At 35.1% G+C, this 20920-nt stretch carries 15 protein-coding genes; 6 read left to right on the top strand and 9 right to left on the bottom strand.

Annotated elements, in window-relative coordinates; genetic code table 11:
* Window positions 1-2: 2 nt before the first annotated feature.
* Window positions 3-131 carry a hypothetical protein gene (locus J3495_RS19310; RefSeq protein ID WP_262898261.1) on the top strand — a complete coding sequence of 43 codons (129 nt, stop codon included), beginning with the start codon at window positions 3-5 and terminating at the stop codon, window positions 129-131.
* A gap of 37 nt (window positions 132-168) precedes the next feature.
* On the opposite strand, the gene J3495_RS10290 is transcribed toward J3495_RS19310, so the two are convergent.
* The 5 genes from J3495_RS10290 to J3495_RS10270 form a co-directional block, all read right to left on the bottom strand.
* Window positions 169-405: a DUF3820 family protein gene (locus J3495_RS10290; protein ID WP_210666470.1), complete on the bottom strand. Its 237-nt coding sequence runs from the start codon at window positions 403-405 to the stop codon at window positions 169-171.
* A gap of 184 nt (window positions 406-589) precedes the next feature.
* Window positions 590-2518 carry a glucosamine-6-phosphate deaminase gene (gene nagB, locus J3495_RS10285; protein ID WP_210666469.1) on the bottom strand — a complete coding sequence of 643 codons (1929 nt, stop codon included), beginning with the start codon at window positions 2516-2518 and terminating at the stop codon, window positions 590-592.
* 27 nt (window positions 2519-2545) lie between these two features.
* Window positions 2546-3928: a sugar MFS transporter gene (locus J3495_RS10280; RefSeq protein ID WP_236025442.1), complete on the bottom strand. Its 1383-nt coding sequence runs from the start codon at window positions 3926-3928 to the stop codon at window positions 2546-2548.
* 165 nt (window positions 3929-4093) lie between these two features.
* Window positions 4094-4969: a sugar phosphate nucleotidyltransferase gene (locus tag J3495_RS10275; RefSeq protein WP_210666468.1), complete on the bottom strand. Its 876-nt coding sequence runs from the start codon at window positions 4967-4969 to the stop codon at window positions 4094-4096.
* A gap of 31 nt (window positions 4970-5000) precedes the next feature.
* Entirely contained in the window at window positions 5001-6086 is a 1086-nt protein-coding gene (locus J3495_RS10270) for a mevalonate kinase family protein (protein ID WP_210666467.1), read from the bottom strand.
* A 231-nt stretch (window positions 6087-6317) separates the two neighbouring features.
* Here J3495_RS10270 and J3495_RS10265 point away from each other — a divergent pair, with 231 nt between their 5' ends.
* Window positions 6318-7358, top strand: a complete 1041-nt coding sequence (locus J3495_RS10265) for a LacI family DNA-binding transcriptional regulator (RefSeq protein WP_210666466.1) — start codon at window positions 6318-6320, stop codon at window positions 7356-7358.
* Between the two features lie 2 nt (window positions 7359-7360).
* Here J3495_RS10265 and J3495_RS10260 read toward each other — a convergent pair whose 3' ends face one another.
* Complete coding sequence (locus tag J3495_RS10260; protein WP_210666465.1) at window positions 7361-7999, bottom strand: carbohydrate-binding family 9-like protein; 639 nt, start codon at window positions 7997-7999, stop codon at window positions 7361-7363.
* A gap of 634 nt (window positions 8000-8633) precedes the next feature.
* On the opposite strand from J3495_RS10260, the gene J3495_RS10255 reads away from it, so the two are divergent.
* The 4 genes from J3495_RS10255 (at window position 8634) to J3495_RS10240 (ending at window position 16317) form a co-directional block, all read left to right on the top strand.
* Window positions 8634-11711 carry a SusC/RagA family TonB-linked outer membrane protein gene (locus J3495_RS10255; RefSeq protein WP_210666464.1) on the top strand — a complete coding sequence of 1026 codons (3078 nt, stop codon included), beginning with the start codon at window positions 8634-8636 and terminating at the stop codon, window positions 11709-11711.
* A gap of 11 nt (window positions 11712-11722) precedes the next feature.
* Window positions 11723-13420 carry a RagB/SusD family nutrient uptake outer membrane protein gene (locus J3495_RS10250; protein WP_210666463.1) on the top strand — a complete coding sequence of 566 codons (1698 nt, stop codon included), beginning with the start codon at window positions 11723-11725 and terminating at the stop codon, window positions 13418-13420.
* 107 nt (window positions 13421-13527) lie between these two features.
* Window positions 13528-14850, top strand: coding sequence for a DUF3472 domain-containing protein (locus J3495_RS10245; protein WP_210666462.1), 1323 nt, complete (start codon window positions 13528-13530; stop codon window positions 14848-14850).
* 111 nt (window positions 14851-14961) lie between these two features.
* Window positions 14962-16317, top strand: a complete 1356-nt coding sequence (locus J3495_RS10240; protein WP_394369567.1) for a Gfo/Idh/MocA family protein — start codon at window positions 14962-14964, stop codon at window positions 16315-16317.
* Between the two features lie 79 nt (window positions 16318-16396).
* Here the strand turns inward: J3495_RS10240 and J3495_RS10235 are convergent, their stop codons facing one another.
* From J3495_RS10235 to J3495_RS10225, 3 genes are all read right to left on the bottom strand, one after another.
* Window positions 16397-16798 (bottom strand): OsmC family protein, encoded by a 402-nt coding sequence (locus tag J3495_RS10235; RefSeq protein ID WP_210666460.1) that lies wholly within the window; start codon window positions 16796-16798, stop codon window positions 16397-16399.
* A gap of 1 nt (window position 16799) precedes the next feature.
* The gene (locus tag J3495_RS10230) at window positions 16800-18857 is read right to left on the bottom strand and encodes a LysM peptidoglycan-binding domain-containing protein (RefSeq protein ID WP_210666459.1); all 2058 of its coding nucleotides are present in this window, start codon (window positions 18855-18857) and stop codon (window positions 16800-16802) included.
* A 96-nt stretch (window positions 18858-18953) separates the two neighbouring features.
* The gene (locus J3495_RS10225) at window positions 18954-20873 is read right to left on the bottom strand and encodes a lytic transglycosylase (protein WP_210666458.1); all 1920 of its coding nucleotides are present in this window, start codon (window positions 20871-20873) and stop codon (window positions 18954-18956) included.
* Between the last annotated feature and the right edge of the window lie 47 nt (window positions 20874-20920).

Here is a 20920-nt window from a genome sequence, read left to right as displayed (position 1 = left end):
GAATGAAAAAGAAACAAATTGCGGATATTCCTAACGCCAAAGACACAATGCCTTTTCTTTCAGCTTTATTAGAAGATTGTAAATTATTTTTTATAAAAATTTTACAAGAAGTATTTTACAAAAATATATAAAAGTCATGGTAATCTCATTAACAATAAAAACTTTTCTTTACTTTATCGGCTTTGGATATTGCTTTTTTATATTTCGAATTAATTCTTCTAATCCGTTTAGTTTTAGCTCGTAGATGAGCTGCAATTGTTGTCCTAATTCGCCTTTTGGAAAACCTTTATTGTGATACCAAACTATATAATATTCGGGCAAATCGATTAAAAATCGTCCTTCATATTTCCCGAAGGGCATTTTGGTATGGGCTAATTTTATGAGAAGTTTTTTGTCTTGTTCCATTTTTTGAATAAAAAAAGAAGCAAGAACAAAGAATATAGACTCATTCTTTGTTCTTGCTTCTAACGGTACAAAGCTATTATTATTTTTATTCTTTTGCCAGAGATTTAAAAGATTTTCACAGATAAAAAACTTTGAACTTTTAAAAAAACTTAGGACCTCAGTATCTCAGAACCTTAGCTCCTTTTTAGTAATGCCATCTCACAAAAGCTTCCATTGCGGCATACGTTGCTAGACCTAATTGTTGATACAAAGCTGCTGTTTCTGCATTTCTGTCTTCGGCTCTTTGCCAAAATTCTCTTGCATCAGTTCCCTGAAAAACAACGCCATCTTTTTGAGATTGGTGTTTGAAAATTCCGTGACGTTTTGCCAAAACCTGATCTGGGCTCATTGGTACCGCCATTTCTACTTCGTCTATACCCCATTCCTGCCAAGCGCCTCGGTACAACCATAACCAACAATCATTCATAAATGATTTTGGTTTTAAAGCTTTTACAGCTTCAAAAATAGCATCCAGACACACTTTATGCGTTCCGTGTGGATCTGCCAAATCACCTGCTGCGTAGATTTGATGCGGTTTTATTTTTTCGATTAAATCCATCGTCAGCTGAATATCCTCTTGCCCGATTGGTTTTTTTTCTATTGTACCTGTTTCATAAAAAGGCAATTCCATAAAATGAATCTGATCATCTGTAAGACCCACAAAATGACTTGTAGCTCTCGCCTCTCCTTTTCTAATCAATCCTTTAATGTAGCGCACTTCAGGAATATCAATTTCGCTATTCTTTTTATTGGTTAAAAAAGTTACCGCTTTTTGATAAATATTCTCAGCAGCCTCACTTTTGATTCCGAATTTTTCGTTGTAATCAATTACAAACCTCGCAAAACGCAACGCTTCATCATCCGCAACAGCAATATTTCCTGAAGTTTGATAAGCAACATGCACTTCATGTCCTTGTTCCTGCAAACGCATAAAAGTCCCCCCCATACTGATAATGTCATCATCAGGATGCGGGCTAAAAATCAGCACTCTTTTTCTGGCTGGTTCTGCTCTTTCGGGACGATTTGAATCGTCTGCATTTGGTTTTCCGCCCGGCCAGCCCGTGATGGTATTTTGTAATTTATTGAATATTTTAATATTGATATCATACGCCGGCCCCGAATCTGCTAGCAAATCGCTCATTCCGTTTTCGATGTAATCGGCATCGGTAAGCATTAAAATTGGTTTTTTAAGATCTAGTGCCAATCCTAAAACTGCTTTTCGAATTAATTTATCTGTCCAGATAACTTTTTCTACCAACCAAGGTCTATTGATTCTTGTAAGTTTTGAAGACGCTTCTTTATCCAAAACAAAAATTGCATTGTTGTGCTCTTGCAAAAACGACGCAGGAATTTGGTTGGTTACTTCATCTTCTACCGATTTTTTGATGATATTGGCTTTTCCCTCTCCCCAAGCCATCAAAATAACCTGTTTGGCCTCCATGATTTTCTTTACTCCAAGTGTAATGGCAGTTCTTGGCGTGTTGCTCAAACCAGAAAAATCTTTACTCGCCGCAACTCTCGTAATGTGATCCAGGGCAACTAAACGTGTTTTGGAGTTTTGCAACGACCCCGATTCATTAAAACCAATGTGTCCATTGCCTCCAATTCCTAAAATTTGCAAATCGATTCCGCCCAGCGCTTCAATTTTGGCTTCATAATCATGGCAGTAATCTGCAATTTGTTCTTTGGTCAAAAGTCCGTCGGGAACATGATAATTTTCAGGTAAAATATCGACGTGATCAAACAAAAGTTCCTTCATAAAACGAACATAACTGTTGATAGAATTGGGTTCCATCGGATAATATTCATCCAAATTAAAACTGATTACGTTTTTAAAACTCAAGCCTTCTTCCTTATGCAAGCGCACCAACTCTGCGTACAATCCTTTTGGAGAAGAACCCGTTGCAAGACCTAAAATGCAAGGACTGTTTACTTTTTGTTTCGCTTGAATGAGAGTTGCAATTTCCTGAGCAACTGCTTTTGACGCCTCATTTGAATTTTCAAAAACAACCGTATTGATGTTTTCGAATCGTTTTTCGAATCCTGTTGCTTTGTCGATTTTACTTTTTAACATGATATTTTTTTTTTTAAATTCCTTTTATTATCTACTCCATAGCCTGTATTTATGCCCCTTAACTGCATAAAAAAGTATCATTATATAAGATGGCAATAACATTAAATACCCTATTTGATTGCCGCTTTTTGCAGTTTTTTGCATATTATTTGCAAGATTAGCGGCATTTATATTTTCTGTTATCATTCCGTACAGCAAAGGAAAAATAGCACCGCCAATAATTCCCATGATCAAAATGGCACTTGCAATTTTAGTATATCCGCCCAAATCCTGAAGTGCCATTGGCCAAATTGCAGGCCAGCACAATGCATTTGCCAAACCAAGAAAGGCAACAAAAAGAATAACAACAGGCAAGTTTGGAATTCCCGGTAACTGAATCGTTATTGTTGGAGAAATCAAAACAATTGCCACTACTAAAATTATTCCCAAAAACCCTGATGCTTTTAAAGCAGCTACCTGCGAAAGGTGTTTTGGAATTAATGTTATACCTATTACATATCCAACCACCATTGCCGACATGGTAAAAGAGGTTAATTTTAAATAAAAATTACCATCCTCTCCATACACTCCAAGCTGTTTTCCGAAACCTCCAATAGAATCCCCCGCCAGTACCTCGGCAGCCAAATACAGCATTAAAGTTATGACACCTAATACGAGTTGCGGGTATTTAAATGCATTGCTGATTTGCTTAAAAATACTCAAATGTGTTACCTTATTCTCTTCATCCAGATCAATTTCAGGAAGTGGTGACAGCTTCACAAAAAGAGCTAAAACAATAATAATCAATCCCATATAAAGATAGGGTCTTTGCAATTGTAAAGCAAGAGAATTTAAGGCATTTGATTTTGAAACCGAATCTAACATCGCTATTTTGTCTGCGGTAAACTCCTGCATATTAGACAAAACCAATGCCGTTAGTACAATTGGAGCGACAAATCCTGCCAATTTATTGGCAATGCCCAAAACACTAATTCTTGCTGCAGCACTTTCTCTCCGACCAATAACAACGACATAAGGATTTGCAGCTGTTTGCAAAATTGCCAAACCTGTTCCCATTACAAACAAAGCAATTAAAAACAATAAAAAGGTTCTGCTTTCGGCGGCTGGATAAAATGTAAAAGCACCGGCAGCAATGATTAATAATCCTAAAGAGATTCCATTTTTGTATCCTACTTTTTCTATGACCCAAGAAGATGGAATCGCCATAACAAAATATGCAATATAAAAAGCAAAAGTTACAAAGTAAGCCTGAGAAGCCGTTAACTCGCAAGCCATTTCGAAAAAAGGAATCAGAGGCCCGTTAAGCCAAGTAACAAATCCGAGGATAAAAAATAATACCGTCAGGATTATCATAGGCATAATCGTATTGCTTTTTTCTACCACTAAAGAGCTTTGAGTGTTTGAAATCATATCGTTTGAGATTAGTAATACATTAGTTGTTTTTTGAATCTAAAATAGTACCATCATTTTTAATTTTGCAAATATTTTTCAAATATATGCGTTTTTTTTGCAAAACAAAAACAATGTGTCAATTATTTTTCTTTTCTAAATTAGAAATCAAGATTTTGAATGTTTTTAAATTTGCCAATCTAAGACCGGATAATGTTTTTTGAGATATTCTTTTACATCAGCAATATCTTCTTTGGCAGTCAAATCCGGGACATGCTCTGAAAAAGGAATTCCTACGATACTATTTGGAAATTCTTTCAGAGCATTTAAAAGTACCGTTGGCAATTCTTTTTCATCTCTTTCAGGATGTACGGGGCAATTTTTTAAGAAAGAATATACCATAGCACCATTAAATTTAAAAGCATTCATACTTACTCTTATCTTACCTTCTACATCTTTATAATGTTCCAAATCATCTACCAAAGGCTTTTCTAAAATATCTAATAAACGGTTGCTTTCATCTAATTTAGCAATGGCAAAACGCGAAATTCTTTCAGATGAAAAATGTAAAGCATCACGATCATAACTTATAAATGCATTTGGGCTTTCGGTACGACGAAGCGCATATAACGCTTCGGCAGAATACAGATTATCACTATTGCAAACTGTGTATTCATCGGCGTTAAGCTCCGGAAACTGTTTAACCGCATGCCACAAAGCATCTGCTGTGCCAAATGGTTTTACTCGACCCTCTGGAATATATTGTGTTGCAAAAGAAATATTTAGCCCATTAAAATTATTATTGGTATTTTGGTTTCCGTAAAATTCTTTAAACAAATCACCTTGTTCGCCAATGATGATATAAATTTTTTCGTAACCCGCTTTTTTAGCATTCAATAAAAGATAATCTAATAAAGGTCTTCCTTGCGCACCAACGCCAATTAAGCCTTTACTTCTTTCGTTTGCCTGTACAATTTCTTCTGCTGTCAAATTTTTGGCAACTGATTCTTTCTTCATTCGCGACGATGCCCCACCCGCCAGAATAACTAATTTTTTATGCATTTTGTTTATTTTTTTTTAAAATTATACTATTTTAACTATTCTTGACAATTCTTACTCCCGGATCTACACACACTGGATAGGCGGCTGCCGCACCAGCTTCTAAAATGGCTTGAATAACCAAGTTTTCTTTATCGGGATCAGCAATTACAACGATACTGCCGCCGCCGCCGGAACCAACAATTTTTGCACCGTAAGCTCCTGCTCTTAGAGCTGCATCGATCATAGCATCGATTCTTGGAACTGTGATTTTTAACAAATCGCGTAAAACTTCATGATGTCGATTCATTAATTCACCAATTTTTCGGAGATTTAAAACGGGTTTTTCAAACTCTTTCAGCGCTTTTTTGGTGTAATCATAATTCATAATTGCTGCTTCGAAATACGGAATTAAGCGATCTGGCAAAGAATTTCGATACAAATCCAAGTCTTCGATGTTAGCCGTATTCAAATCAAAATTGGGGAACTCTTGTTTGATACAATCAATAGCTATAAGCGCATTTCCTTTTAGCTCTCCAATTAACCCGATGGTTTCTTTAGGAATCCCGGAAACTCCTGTAATCAAACCTTTTAATTCGGTACCGATGATTTTATACGAAAAAGGATTTTGGGTATTTATATAGACAATATTTCCGACTCCTATGCTAAAATGATCCATCATTCCACCTGGTTCTCCGTGTTCTAAAACCTCAGAAGCATAACCTATTTGCGCAATAAATTCGGGCGTAACGGGGTCATCTACTCCAAAAGCAGTGATAAGAAATTTTATCCACGCCATTAATAATGCTGATGAACTTGAAGTGCCCGAATTTATTGGGATATCTCCTGAAACAGTAATTGTGTAACCAACCGTAGGAATGCAGCCATGCCTGCGTAAAACACGCAAAGCCGATGCAAAATAATCTCGTGGTTCTAATTCTGTAAAAGTTTCGTTGATATTAATTTCCCTAATTTCATTAATATCCACCATATTAAGAACAAAAGTATTACTCTCGTTTTCTTCCGCAATCAATTGTATATTTCGATTTATAGCACAGGCTATAACAGGCAATCCCAAGTAATCTTGATGATCTCCAAAGAGACAGGTTCGACCGGGAGCTAATGATATTATTTTCTTCATTAAAAAAGCAGATTAAACCAATGTAATTGAATGAATTAGATTGATTTTAGATTAAAAATTGATTTTGGATTTTGGTTTTAATTCTACGAAACTAGCTAATAATTTTTGATAAAACAAACAAAATAAACAAAATGTGCTCGAACACACTTTACAAATGTTCTCGAGCACACTTTAACTGTACGAAAAAATATAAGGATACTAAATTCGATCAAAGTTGTTATATTTGCGTATATGGATAAAAAGTACACAATAAAGGATATTGCCAAACTTGCAGGAGTTTCAAAAGGAACTGTAGATCGTGTTTTGCACAATAGAGGAAAAGTTTCCCCTACGGCACTTGATAAAATAAATGAAGTACTTAAAGTAATTGATTACCAACCCAATCTTATTGCACGAAACCTCAAAAACAATAAAGTTTACCACATTTGTGTTTTATTGCCAGATCCTGAATTTGACCCCTATTGGCTTCCGTGTATCAATGGAATTGATGATGCCAAAAAAGAATTTAAAGCTTATAATGTGAATATTGAAACACATTTTTTTAATCCCGAAAGCAAAAAATCTTTTGTAAATACCAACCAAACTGTTATTGCGCAAGCTCCAGACGCCGTTTTGCTGGCTCCTCTATTTCATAAAGAAACATTGGAAGTCATGAAACAATATGAGGAATTGAATATTATTGTCAATACTTTTAATAATCAAGTCGAATCGGATGTCATAAAAAGTTTTGTGGGTCAGGATTTGCACAAAAGTGGCCGAGTTGCTGCAAGTTTAATGAGTTTAATTGTTTCCGAAGGGCAAATTGCTATTATTCATATCGATGAAAGTGTGAAAAACGCTGTTCACATGCAGGAAAAAGAAAAAGGTTTTAGGAATTATTTTGAAGAAAAAAACAATCCTAATTTTACTATCAACACGTTAAAATTAAAATTCTCTAATATTGAGGCAAAACTGGAAGCTTTCCTTATTGAAAACACCAATTTAAAAGGAATTTTTATCACTACCTCAAAAGCATATCAAATTGCCTCGCTGCTTCCTGAAGAAAAGTGCAAAAAAATTGCATTGATTGGTTATGATTTGATACACAAAAATATTACCCATCTCAATAAGGGTTCAATTCATTTTTTAATTCATCAAAATCAGAAAAGACAAGTTTATTTAGGAGTTGCAACTTTAGTCGAACACTTTTTGTACGGCAAAGAAATCCCTCAAACGATAGTATTGCCAATTGATATTATTAATGCTGAAAATGCCTCTTTTTACATTTCATAATTTTATTTCATCAAAATAAATCTGCCAAAAGAAGAGGCAATATGAAAATTAGGATCAGCCGTCTGCGGATCGACCCAAGTAATCCATGTTGGTTTATATTGCAAATCAGTTATTGTATTGAATTTCGCTCTAAAAACACCAACTTCGAGAGTATCATTTTTGATGAGATCCAAGGCTTTCAGCGACTTTAGACTTATCTCGCCTTCTACGCTAAAAGAAGTAGTATCGTTTGAAGATCGTACTTGTAAATCTGTTTTAGGCCATTTCCATACTACATCAAAATTTCTATTAGGAAAAGCCTTAAAATCCATTATTCTTGCAGCGGAATCCATTTCTAAACAATAATAGGGATTGATATCCTGGTTTGTCCTAAAAAATAATTCTACCCGATCTGATTTGCTAATACTTTTAAAACTTTCGTCTGTCGTGTCAATGTAAACATCGGTATCAAAAACAGTAAATTTAAAAAAAAGGGTTTCTAAATTCCAAAGTGCTCTAAATTCAATTTTAGAAATCTCAGCTTTCTCCCACGGTGAACAAAAATCTGTCAAAAAATTTGCTTTTTTCCAAAACGCTTCATCAAAATAAGGTATTTTTTTTTCTATAAAATTCACCTGATATTCTTTTAAAATTTGACTCATTAATTTTTAATTTTCATTAGAATTAAAACACAAAAAAACTGTTTCTTCCTTTTCAAATCTGAAACAAAACGACTCTTAGTTTCTACCTTTTTTTGCTTTGCTAAGATACTACAAAACTGTAAAGAAAAAACACCTGCTTTTTGAGAAACATTTTACAAGAAAAAGGGCAAGTATTTTTCACAATTGAGCTTTAAAATTCATCTCTAAAAAATTAAGTTATTGTTAAAATTAAAGATTAGTAATTACATAATTATCAAAATAACACCATAGTAACTATTATAATTCAATAAAAAATATTTTTACTGAAAAAAATGCTTTCTGAACGATTATTCATTAATCATTTTATTTTAGAAAAAAAGTATCAATTTAGGTTTAAAAAAACGTTTTACTTAATTTTATGTGCTCGAGAACATAAATTTAGTGTGTTCGAGCACATTTTTCCTGTTTTTTCTTGTTTAATAAAAATATAATCGATAGTTTCGTCCAATAATAAATTTTAGGAGCTAAAAAAACACCTCTTTTTTAATCATTTTACCATCAAACATTTTTATTTAAAAAGACACAATTTCATCCTTTTTTTTATTGAAAAACACAACGACAAAACCAATTTATTAACCTAAACCATCTCAACTACATGAAACTATTATCCAAAAAAAAACCAAGAAATTTGCGGCTAATTAAAGGTCCTGGAAAAGCAATCAAATTGATCACTTTATCGGTATTATCGATGGCTTTTCAAGTAGCAAATGCAACAAGTCTCAAAGAAATAAGAACGCATGAAACGACCTCCTTTGTACAAAAAATAGTAAAAGGAAAAGTAATTGACGAAAAAGGAGTACCGATTCCCGGTGTCAATGTTACTGTAAAAGGCACGGCAACTGGAGTACAAACAGATATGGATGGCAGTTTTGCCCTAGAAGTTCCCAATACAGGTTCTATATTAATTTTTTCGTTCTTAGGAATGCAAGAACAAGAAGTGACTGCTGGAAATAGTACCTTGATTATTACCATGAAGGAGGAAGGAAAACTTATGGACGAAGTAATTGTGGTAGGTTACAGCAAAGTAAAAAAAGAAAGCTTGACCGGTTCTTTGCAAACTTTAAACAATAAAAAACTACTGGATGTAACGACTCCAACCGTCGAAAATTTATTGGCAGGAAAAGCAACTGGTGTATTTGTAAGCACAAGTGGTGGGCAGCCTGGCGGTGCTTCTAAAGTAGTAATTAGAGGCCGAAGCACCGTAAATGGCAGCACCGATCCTCTTTGGGTAGTAGATGGTGTGATCGTGGGAAACAGTTCTCCGAGCATGAATCCTGCAGATATCGAAAATTTAACGGTACTGAAAGATGCGGCTTCGACAGCTGTTTATGGTTCTCAGGGTGCCAACGGTGTTATTGTGGTTACGACAAAAAGCGGGAAACAAGGCAAAGCCGTGATCAATTTTTCGGCAAAAACGGCTATGGCAACCCTAAACTCAGGGAATTTTAAAATTATGAACGGAGAAGAATTATATGATTTATATGACTCATTTTCGAACAAGCAAGATTTTGAAAATGTTTGGTGGTGGAATCCAGATTTACGCAATAAAAACTACAATTGGTGGGACAATGCTACACAAACCGGCATTGCCAAAGATTATAACTTATCTATTAGCGGCGGTGGAGAAAACTTTAAAAGTTATGTTTCGGTGGGAGTTTATGACGAAACAGGTGCTATAAAAGGCTATGATTATAAAAAATATAACGGTCTCATGAAATTTGAGTACAAGCCCAACAGCTGGCTAACAATAAGACCTCAGGTAAATTTAACAAAAGAAAAAGTATATGACCAACAACATTCTGTAGGCGCTTTGTACGGAAATATGCCTTGGGATAGCCCTTACTTACCCGACGGAACTTTAGTAGGAAACGCACCAAACCCAACTTGGGTAAATACGACCGGATCTAACTACTTGTATGACTTGCAATGGAATTTTTATGAATCTGAAGATTACAACGTGCGCTCAAATCTTGATTTTGATGTCAAACTTACGAAATGGCTGACTTTTGCATCTGTGAACAATTATATTTTTGGCAATGCCAATTCTACCTCCTATTCTGATCCGAGATCTTCTTCTGGTTTGGCTGTAAAAGGTAGAATTGAAGATAATTTTAGCACATTTAACCGATTTTATACCAATCAATTATTAAAATTCAATACCTCATTTGGTAAACATGAAATAAATGCGATTGCAGGTTATGAGTGGAATGAATACAGCTCTAAATCAAGTCGTGCGGTTGCCACTGGTATTCCACCAGGAATTATCGTAACTGATCCTGCTGCAATTCCAGAAAAAGTAGGAGGAAATCGCTCAGAATGGGCGGTACAATCCTTACTATCAAACATCAATTATTCGTATGACAATCGCTATTTGGCACAACTTTCGTTTCGTCGTGATGGTGCTTCCAATTTTGGAAAAAATGCGCAATATGGTAATTTCTTTTCGATAAGCGGTGGTTGGAACATTCATAACGAAGATTTTTTTAAAGCAGATTGGGTTACTAATTTAAAACTAAGAGCCAGTTATGGTTCTGTGGGTAATCGACCAAATAGTTTGTACGGACACTTACCACTGTATTCTTTCTCTGAAAGTTATGATGCAAATCCGGGAGCTCTAATCTCGCAATTAGGAAATCCCGATCTGAGCTGGGAAAAAACATATACCGCAGGCGTAGGTCTGGATGTAAGTTTCTTTGACAGAGTAAACATAACATTTGATTATTATGACAAAAATACTTCTGATTTACTATATAGGGTTCCGCTTCCCGGAGTCATTGGGGTCACAAGCATTTGGAGAAATGTAGGTGCAGTAAATAATCGAGGTTTTGAAGCCTCTATTGCTGTAGATATTATAAAAAATGAAAACCTAAAATGGTCTGTTGATGCCAATATTGGCGTAAACAAAAACAAAGTAACTAGTCTTTATGGAGACCGTCAGGAAATCATTGTTGGAGACGGCAGTGGTGTGGCTGGTTCTGCTTCAAAACTACTAAAACCAGGTTACGATGTAGATAGCTGGTATTTAACAGAATGGGCTGGAGTTGACCCTGAAAACGGTAAGCCACAATGGTTTACTACTGATGCTGCAGGAGAACGTGTAAAAACATACAGTTATGGTGAAGCCTCAAAATTTAGAAAAGTAATTGGTTCTTACACTCCTGATTTCTTTGGAGGGTTCTCGACTACTTTAAATTATAAAAACTTTGATTTTGCTGCTATTTTTAGTTATTCTGTTGGAGGTGAAATTTACAACTACGCTAGAGCTGAATTTGATTCGGATGGTGCTTACACTGACAGAAACCAAATGAATTTGCATAGCGGTTGGAGTCGTTGGGAAAAACCGGGTGATATCGCAACGCATCCTGAAGCAATTTACAACAATCCAAGCAACTCCAACAAATCTTCTTCTCGCTTCTTAGAAACCGGAACGTACTTAAAAATGAGAAGTGTTTCTTTTGGTTACACTCTGCCAATTAAAACATTAAATATCAATAGTTTAAGATTATTTGTGGCTGGAGAAAATTTATTTACAATTTCGCATTTCTCTGGTGTAACACCAGAACTTTCACCTAATTACGATAGCGGAACTGGTCAATACGTAATTTCTGGTGTTGCAACTCAAATGTACCCTCAGACCAGTAGAATTACACTTGGACTCAATCTAACTCTTTAAAAAACAAAATCATGAAAAAGATATTATTATTAAGTATCGCAATTAGTTTCCTGTCTTCTTGTGAGTTAGACAGAGAACCTTTTGGCTCCTACACACAAGACAAAATACAACAAGACAAAGAAGCCTCTATAGAAGTTTTATTAAACGGATGTTATGCCCAACTAAAAGGTTGGTCTGATGTTATGCACCGTGTCGGAGAATATCCTGGGGACAACATTATGATTAGAGGAACTTCTACTGACTCTTTCTACTCTTTTATCTCCTACCAACATATTCCTGATAACGGAAGATTATCTACTTTTTGGAATAACGGTTACAAAATCATTTCGCAATCAAGCGATTTGATAAAAATAATTCCGGAAGGCGAAAGTCCCGCTGTTGACCAACAGTTAGGAGAAGCCTATTATTTAAGAGGCATGATCTATTTTTACTTATGCCGTACCTACGGAAGACCTTATGCACAGTCACCTGACACCAATTTAGGTGTGCCAATTGTAAATGGTTTACCTGCTGATTTAAGCAATCTTGCCTTACCTGACCGTTCTACTGTAAAAGACACGTATGCTCAGGCTATCAGCGATCTAAAAAAAGCCGAAGCCTTAATGACTGTAAACAAATCTGCCGTTTATGCCACCAAACAAGCCGCACAAGCAATGCTTTCGAGAGTGTATTTGTACATGAGCGGTACGTATGAAAATCCAAATCAAGAATTTGCAACACTATCTATAGAATATGCCAATAAAGTGATCGCCAGCGGAAGATATAATTTGCTAAATCGAGCTAACTTTATGAAATACAATACGTATGCACCTGATGCTGGAGAACAAACCGAAACTATTTTTGCCATAAAAAGAATTGCCTCAGAATATTCAGGATTTGACCATTATTATGGAATTGGCGGAATGTACGCTAACATTCAGGGACAAGGTTGGGGCGAAATGTATGCCAGCGGAGAATATCTTGATTTGCTTCGAAAAGCAGGATTGAAAAAAGATGCGCGTTGGGCCTTTATTGATCCGCAATATACCGAAGATGCCTCGGGAAACAAAACTGAAGCTTTTCGTTTTGTGGTGGATGTAAAAAATAGTTCTGGCGTGCAAACTGGGTACAATTATATTCAACAGCCATTAAAAACCAATACAAATGGTTCGTATTATATCACTATTGGAACCACCGACTATAATCTTACTACGGTAAATGCCGCCGAAAATCAATATTCTATTGTCTATGAAGGCACAACTTACACGGGTGAAAAAGATTACATGATGCTCTTAAATCGTGTATATCCAATGTTTTACATTACAAAATGCTCTTTACAGAATAATGATTCGCACTTGCACTCACCGATCATTTCCAGATTGGCAGAAATGTATTTGAATATGGCCGAAGCATACGCTAAAAAAGGAGACTATAATAATGCTTTAACTAATCTTAATATTATCAGGGAGAGAGCGATTGTAGGAGGAGGTTATACTTCTTTAAATAGTACAAATGCGGTACAACGTATTGACGAAGAACGCCAGTTGGAATTAGCATTTGAAGCGCATCGTGGTTATGATGTGTACAGAAACGGACAAACGATGACACGCCATTATCCTGGACCTCATTTACCTATGAATGATGTTCCTGCCACGAGCCCACGTGTGATACAATACATTCCGCAGTCTGAGATTAATGCCTACCCAGGTACTCTAACGCAGAATCCATAGTTTTTAGTTTTTATTGTTTTTTGATAATATAGCCTCTCTAAACTAGTACATTAGGGAGGTTGTATTAAAAAAAAAGAAGAAGTCATGTAAACCAATAAATCAAAAAGATGAAAAATAAATTTTACTTAGTTTTAACTTCAATGTTATTATCCTTTTCTTGCGCCGACAGCAACGATATTACTATACAAGAAATCGCTATTGAAAATCCAAAAACCAAAATTTCGCTACCTTTAGCAGGAAATGCTTACAGTTCTAAACATCTGGAAAGTACAACAATTACAGATAACGGCATCGAAAACTGGAGTGATGCCAGTGAGTATTTTACGGCCTACTTTAGAATTTATAAAGCAGGTACTTTTCAGATTACTGTTGAAGAGCCTATCGAAGTTTATGGTACATCCGAACTTGAATTTTCCATTAATGGAGAATCTAAAAAGATAAAAATAGATGCTAATTCAAAAAAAACGATTACAGCTGGCAGTTGGAAAATCGCTCAGGAAGGATATGTAGCAGTCAAAATAAAAGGAATTAGTAAAACCGAAAATCGTTTTCCGTCTATTAGTCGTTTCACAATTAGTAGTCCTGATTATGATGGCAAAATTGCTTATGTACCTAATAATAAAGGTGATTTTTTTCATTGGGGACGCAGAGGTCCTTCGGTTCATTTGAATTACCAAGTGCCTGAAAATACCAATGCTGAATGGTATTATAACGAAATTAAGGTTCCTGAAAACGAAGATAAAATTGGTTCTTACTTCATGGCAAATGGTTTCGGCGAAGGATATTTTGGAATACAGGTAAATTCTGCCACCGAAAGAAGGGTTCTTTTTTCTATTTGGAGTCCTTTTGAAACTGATGATCCGACTACTATTCCGGATTCTCATAAAATTAAATTGTTAAAGAAAGGCGAAAATGTTATTACAGGCGAATTTGGAAACGAAGGATCTGGCGGACAAAGCTATCTCAAATACAATTGGAAAGCAGGAAATACCTATAAATTTTTACTTCGCGGAATTCCACAAGCGAACAACACGACAACTTACACAGCCTATTTTTTTGCACCAGAACTCAATAAATGGTTATTAATTGCTAGCTTTAGTCGTCCTGAAACAAATACCTATTTAAAAAGATTTCATTCTTTTTTAGAAAATTTTATTCCTGAACAAGGAGATTTATCGCGCAAAGTTTTGTTTAATAATCAATGGATTTGTAACGAAAAAGGTGTTTGGACAGAAATCAATTCGGTTCATTTTACAACTGATAATACAGGAGAAAAAGGATACAGAATGGACTTTGCAGGCGGACTTGATAATGGCTCTTTTTATTTGAAAGACGGAGGTTTCTTCGATAATTATACCACTCCAAGTACAACTTTTACAAGACCTTTAAACAATAAAAAACCAGAAATAAATTTCAGTACTTTGCCATAATTTTCAAATAAAAAAAAGAATAAAAAACATATTTTACCGATAGTCAGTACTTTGATTATCAATATTTCAAATAAAATTAATTCAATTATGAAAACTAGTATTTTAAAATTCATGTTAGTCACTTGTCTTTTGTTTGGATGGACAATTGTATCTGCACAAATAATAAAAACCAAAGCGCCAGCTCGTGCAAAAGGTCAGCAAGATGTTTTACGTCTTGCTACTGCTCCGTTACCTACTGTCCGTGTGGCTTTTATTGGACTTGGAATGCGCGGTCCCGGAGCAGTCGAAAGAATGACGCATATTCCTGGTGTAGAAATTGTAGCTCTTTGCGATATGTTGGAAAAAAACACACAATCGGCTAACGAAATTTTAACCAAACAAGGGTTTCCAAAAGCGCAGGAATTTTTTGGAGACGAAAATGCCTGGAGAAAAGTGACTGCTTTACCCAATGTAGATTTAGTTTACGTAGCCACCGACTGGAAGCATCACGCAATTATTGGCGTGCAAGCAATGAAAGACGGCAAACATGTGGCTATCGAAGTACCTGGAGCAATGACTATGAAGGAAATTTGGGAACTAATTGATACTTCAGAAAAAACTCGTAAACATTGCATGCAATTAGAAAACTGTGTCTACGATTTTTTTGAATTGACTACTTTAAACATGGCGCAACAAGGCTTATTTGGAGAAATCCTTCACGCAGAAGGCTCTTATATTCATGGGCTTCAACCGTTTTGGGGAGAATACTGGAACAACTGGAGAATGGATTACAACATCAAACATCGTGGTGATATCTATGCTACGCACGGGATGGGACCAGCCTGCCAAGCTTTGAACATTCATCGTGGCGATAAAATGAATTTCTTAGTTTCTATGGATACTAAAGCAGTAGGAAATCCAGCTTACATTAAAGAAAAATCAGGACTAGAAATTAAAGATTTTAAAAATGGAGATCACACAATGACGATGATTCGTACCGAAAACGGAAAAACAATCCAGATTCAGCATGATGTAACATCACCCCGACCATATAGCAGAATGTATCAGTTGAGCGGCACAAAAGGTTTTGCCAACAAATACCCACTTGAAGGTTATGCTTTAGACGGAAAAGAATTGGGAGATGATGTCAAACCAAATCATGAGAAATTAAGTGCACACTCTTTTGTTCCTGAGGAAGTAAAAAAAGCATTGATGGAAAAATACAAACATCCAATTGTAAAAAATATTGAAGAAAAAGCCAAAAAAGTGGGCGGTCACGGCGGAATGGATTTTGTAATGGATTATCGTTTGATCTATTGCCTTCAAAAAGGACTTCCGTTAGACATGGATGTCTATGATTTGGCCGAATGGTCTTGTTTAGGCCCTTTGACAGAAATCTCTCTTGATAATAATTCTGCTCCGGTAGAAATTCCCGATTTTACACGTGGTGCCTGGAATAAATTAAAAAAATTAGAATTTTCAGAATAAATATTTTGGTTAGTATTTAATGCAATAAGGGTACCTTCAAAAAGTACCCTTATTTTTTGTAAATATGTTTTTTATAAAATTAATTCCAATTAAAACTAATTCGTTTTTCGATTTCTGGATGCAAACTTAAAAATACAGGACAAGTCATTGCAGCTCTTTCTAAGATTGTTTTGTTCTTTTCGTCTTCTGTGCCTTTCATATCAAAAACAATTTCGATAGCTCCAATTCTTCTTGGTTCGGCATTCATAATTTTGGTTACTTCTGCAGTAGAATCTGCAATATTGATGTTTAAATCGCGAGCTTTAATTCCCATAATTGTCATCATACAACTTGCCAAAGCGTTTGCTACAGTATCCGTTGGAGAAAAAGCTTCTCCTTTTCCGTTATTATCTAATGGCGCATCAGAAATAATTTCGCTTCCCGATTGCACATGAATTGATTTCGTTCTTAAATCCCCTAAATAGGTTACTTTTGATGTCATATTAATTGGCTGCTTTTAATGTTAAATCGGTGTCGTAATACAAAATATAGACTCCTTTATTGGCGTGCCCGCCGTCTTCTTTTTTATAATATTGAAATTTATTATCTACTTGTTCTGTAGTCATTAAATCGGCTGTTTCCTGATACGTTTTTCCTTGCATCAAACGCATCATCGCATCAAAAGTCACATCAAAACCTCTGGTTGCAAAAGTATTGGGATTGACCTTATTTTTTAATCTGTATTGTTTTTCAAAAATTAAAACAGTCTGATCATCACTTTCTCTGCTTACAGAAGGATACATTAATTTTAACTTAATCAAATTCTCAAAATTAATCTCATCGGTATCAAGAGTAGTATTAGGTTCTAAAATCACCAATTGTACCTCACATGTTTTTTGCGCATCCAACATTGCTTTGATAGTTGTTTTTACCATCGCAGTGTTACCTGTTTCCATTACCACATAATTTATTCTGTTAGGCAATAATAGACTTTTTAATTGCGCCACATCAAGACCGCCTGTTTCATTCAAAGATGCAAAAACTACTCCTTTTTGATTCTCTTTGATATAACTGATAACCGACTCTTTTTTCTTATCCACAACGGCTACAATGTTTCCGTTTTTAGAACGCATATAGTCAAAAACAGCATTACGAACCACATCATTTGTTGGAACCGATTGATACAAATTATCGATCGGATTGGCTTTGTCTTTCGATAATGGTGAAATAACAGGCACGTTGTACATCTTCAATAAATTAGCCACATCCTCTGCATTACTTTGATAAAAAGGCCCTATCACAGCATTAGCATTTTGTAATTTGTTTTTTGCAATCAGACCAGAAATATTCGAGCTGCTTTTGGTTTCCTGCGAATCATAAATATCAACATCGATTGGTAATTTTAAGGTTTTGGCCGAATCTATTGCCATCATAGCACCTGAATAAAAATCAAGTGTCATATTCAAAAATTTATCGTTTTTTATTCGATTTGCGGCACTTACCGTATCATTTTGCATTTTTGCCAAATTGAAAGGCAGTAACAAGACCAACTTTTTACGATCGTTTTGTCCTCTTGGTTTGGTCAATTCAACCACTTCAGGATTAACGGAAATCGTTTCCGATTTTACTTTTTCCACTATTTTTATAGAACCATTATTTTCTCCAGCTTTTTCTTCCACCAAATCGGGAGTTGATTGTTGCGGCTCAATAATTGGAGCTGGTGCAACATATCCTGTTGGAACTTTTAAAACCATTCCCTCTTTTAGTCCTTCAGCAAGAGCAGGATTTAAAACCGCTAATTCTTCTTGAGACAGATGAAAAGTTCGTGATAAACTATATAATGTTTCCTTTGGTTTTACCTGATACTGCATGTAGGAAGTTGCTTTGTTGCTTTCTGCCGGTTTTGCAACATTTGTAGTGACAGTAGCCGATTCCGTTTTAGGAGCTTTTCCTTTTATAGTCAGTCGAAAACCGATGGGCAAATTCGAAACAATTTCAGGATTGCGTTTTTCCAGTTCTTCGATAGTAATTCCGTATTGTTTCGCAATCGAAAACTTAGTTTCTTTTGCTACCACATCGTGATATACATATTTTCCTGAGCCCGAACTGGTCTTTACAGGGGCAACTGAATTCTGTTTTGTGTTTTTATTAGACGGTATAATGAGTTCCTGTCCTATTTGCAATCCGTCTGAAACTAAAAATGGATTAGCTGCTTTTAGGGCTTCATCTGTAACATCATACTTTTTCTCAATACCAAAAAGTGTTTCTTTTGGCAATACTTTATGTGTTACTTTACCTTTTACATTTTTTTCAACTAAATTTCCTTTAGCATTCGCTTTTTTTGCTCCCACACTCGGAATCAACAATACAGTATTAGGTTTTACTCCGTTTCTTGCATCTGGATTTAACTCATAAATGTCAAAAGGCGTAACCTTAAATTTTACCGCAATCTGATTTATCGTTTCTCCACCTGAAACAGTATATTTTATGACTTTTTCTTGCGAAAACACAAAACTGCTGGTAAAAAAAACAAGAGATAATAATGTCGAATAATATTTCATAATAGGGGTTAAAACAATTTAATTTCTAATTTAAAAAACAAGGTAACATTTTTTATGCCAATCAGGTAAAACTTGCTTATTTTTTTCTTTTTTTAATTATTGCCTAAGGTCAATTTCGGCCTTCACAATAACAATATTCTGATACAATTCTTTGTCTTCTTCTTGCTTGCATTTATACAAAACCTCCTCCATATTTTTGTATTTTTCTGAATATACATAATACGAGAGACTGTTGATATTAAAGAAAAAACTAGCATTAAAATCTCCTGAATCTATTAGTTTCATGATCAATTTGTCCCTTGGAATCGACTCTGTAAAGGTACCTAAAACCAAATAATAGCCATTAGGAATTTCTTTAAGATTATCATAAACTTCGATACTTACATTTTTCTCGTTTTTAAGAGGATTTTGTTTCAGTTCTAACTGCATTTCTTCTTTCGAAATTGCCTTTGAAACCTTATCTCCGTTAACTCTCCGTTCTTTTTCGATGGCATCATTCTGATATTTTTTAAGTTTTACCAAAGCCAGTTTATCATCAAAATTACGAGCTTCCATACTGTAAAAAGTAGCTTTGCTAATATGCCGTTTTACCTCTATTTTTTTCTGAGTATCTAAAGAATCTATCTTCGAAATTAACAGCTGATTTTGCGCATCACCTTTTTCCTGCTCTATTTTATACTGTTTTATATCCTCTAATGAAAGACGTTGCTGCAAGGATTCTGTCGTATTTTTTTTGGAGCTTTCGCGAATTTTTTTCTTGTATTCCTGATTTTCTTCAACTGCAATTCGCTCTACTTTGTTCATCAAACCAGCGTATGCTTTCCTGTTTTCTGCCAGTTCTTTTTTTAATTGAGAGGACAATTCGCTGGTTTTACCGATGCTTTCGTTCGAAAGTTTTTCTAGTCTTTTAGATTCGTCAACATTCAAAACATCCATTCTTTTCAATTCTGCCAAATCGTCATTCATCGTATTTACTAATGAATCTAATTTGGACATTAAAACATCCTGTACATTTTTGTTCGCTTCAAGAACCAGACGTAATTTTTCAACAGAATTTTCTTTTGAAGCATTCATTTCATTCAAATTAACATTCAAATCGTTAATCTTTATAATCTTCTGATTCATTTCTTTCTGAACGATCAATCTGTCTTTCAGATCTTCCAATTCAACCGTTTTGGCTTTTGTTTTTTCAACTACAACTTGCTTTTCGGCCAAAGCCAACATCAGTTCTTCGTTGTCATTCGCTGGCTTAATTTCTTTTACATTAATCGCCAATTGATTTCCCTCGACCAAACCATTCACAATTTCAGGGTTTTGATTTTCGAGTTTTTCAATCGAAATGCCATATTTTTTTGCAATAGAATATTTTGTTTCTTTTGGTTCTACCACATGAAAAATAGTCTCCTGATTTATAACGCGAACTCTCCCGTCTATGGTTTTTCTTTTATTCGGAATAACAATTGCCTGACCAATCTGCAATCCATTTTGAAGTATTTCTTTGTTTAAATTTTCTAAATCTTGCACCGAAACATTGTATTCTCGAGCAATACTAAACAACGATTCTTTGGGCAAAACTTGGTGTATTCCTTTTGAGGAAATAGCGACTTCGGTTCTTGGAACATTCAATATCTTTTGCGGAATACTTAATTCCTGACCGATTTGCAAACCGTCGCTAAGAATCTCGAGATTAGCATTTTGAAGAGCTTCAACTGTTACGTGATATTGTTTTGAGATTCCGAACAACGTTTCTTTGGCTGCAACAACATGCGTTGTTTGTTGGTTTTGAAGTGTTTTTGGTTCGGGGTGAACAGGAATCTTAATGATTTGGTTGTCTTGGATTCCGCTTTGAGATCCCGGGTTGAATTTGTAAATTTCATCAATCGAAACCTTATATTTTTGGGCAATAAAATAAGCAGTTTCTCCTTTTTCAATTTTGTGTTCGATAAACGACTCTTGGGCAGAGGATTTGTTAAAAATTAAAAGAAATACAAATAAAATCGTTAATTTTTCTTTCATAAATAGTAGGTTTTAAACAATTAAGGCGTTACAAATGTAACGCCTTA

This window comes from Flavobacterium geliluteum (assembly GCF_017948595.1).
GTDB classification, from domain to species: Bacteria; Bacteroidota; Bacteroidia; order Flavobacteriales; family Flavobacteriaceae; genus Flavobacterium; species Flavobacterium flavipigmentatum.
The sequence above is the reverse complement of the archived record's forward strand: the minus strand, read 5'-3'. Positions and strand labels throughout refer to the sequence as shown.

What these genes read in the sequence shown, in the direction of transcription:
- J3495_RS10265 (WP_210666466.1), top strand. Translation starts at nt 6,318, where the DNA reads ATGGATAAAAAGTACACAATAAAGGATATTGCCAAACTTGCAGGAGTT.
- J3495_RS10260 (WP_210666465.1), bottom strand. Translation starts at nt 7,999, where the DNA reads ATGAGTCAAATTTTAAAAGAATATCAGGTGAATTTTATAGAAAAAAAA.
- J3495_RS10280 (WP_236025442.1), bottom strand. Translation starts at nt 3,928, where the DNA reads ATGATTTCAAACACTCAAAGCTCTTTAGTGGTAGAAAAAAGCAATACG.
- J3495_RS10235 (WP_210666460.1), bottom strand. Translation starts at nt 16,798, where the DNA reads ATGACATCAAAAGTAACCTATTTAGGGGATTTAAGAACGAAATCAATT.
- J3495_RS10275 (WP_210666468.1), bottom strand. Translation starts at nt 4,969, where the DNA reads ATGCATAAAAAATTAGTTATTCTGGCGGGTGGGGCATCGTCGCGAATG.
- J3495_RS10245 (WP_210666462.1), top strand. Translation starts at nt 13,528, where the DNA reads ATGAAAAATAAATTTTACTTAGTTTTAACTTCAATGTTATTATCCTTT.
- nagB (WP_210666469.1), bottom strand. Translation starts at nt 2,518, where the DNA reads ATGTTAAAAAGTAAAATCGACAAAGCAACAGGATTCGAAAAACGATTC.
- J3495_RS10250 (WP_210666463.1), top strand. Translation starts at nt 11,723, where the DNA reads ATGAAAAAGATATTATTATTAAGTATCGCAATTAGTTTCCTGTCTTCT.
- J3495_RS19310 (WP_262898261.1), top strand. Translation starts at nt 3, where the DNA reads ATGAAAAAGAAACAAATTGCGGATATTCCTAACGCCAAAGACACAATG.
- J3495_RS10230 (WP_210666459.1), bottom strand. Translation starts at nt 18,857, where the DNA reads ATGAAATATTATTCGACATTATTATCTCTTGTTTTTTTTACCAGCAGT.
- J3495_RS10255 (WP_210666464.1), top strand. Translation starts at nt 8,634, where the DNA reads ATGAAACTATTATCCAAAAAAAAACCAAGAAATTTGCGGCTAATTAAA.
- J3495_RS10225 (WP_210666458.1), bottom strand. Translation starts at nt 20,873, where the DNA reads ATGAAAGAAAAATTAACGATTTTATTTGTATTTCTTTTAATTTTTAAC.
- J3495_RS10270 (WP_210666467.1), bottom strand. Translation starts at nt 6,086, where the DNA reads ATGAAGAAAATAATATCATTAGCTCCCGGTCGAACCTGTCTCTTTGGA.
- J3495_RS10240 (WP_394369567.1), top strand. Translation starts at nt 14,962, where the DNA reads ATGTTAGTCACTTGTCTTTTGTTTGGATGGACAATTGTATCTGCACAA.
- J3495_RS10290 (WP_210666470.1), bottom strand. Translation starts at nt 405, where the DNA reads ATGGAACAAGACAAAAAACTTCTCATAAAATTAGCCCATACCAAAATG.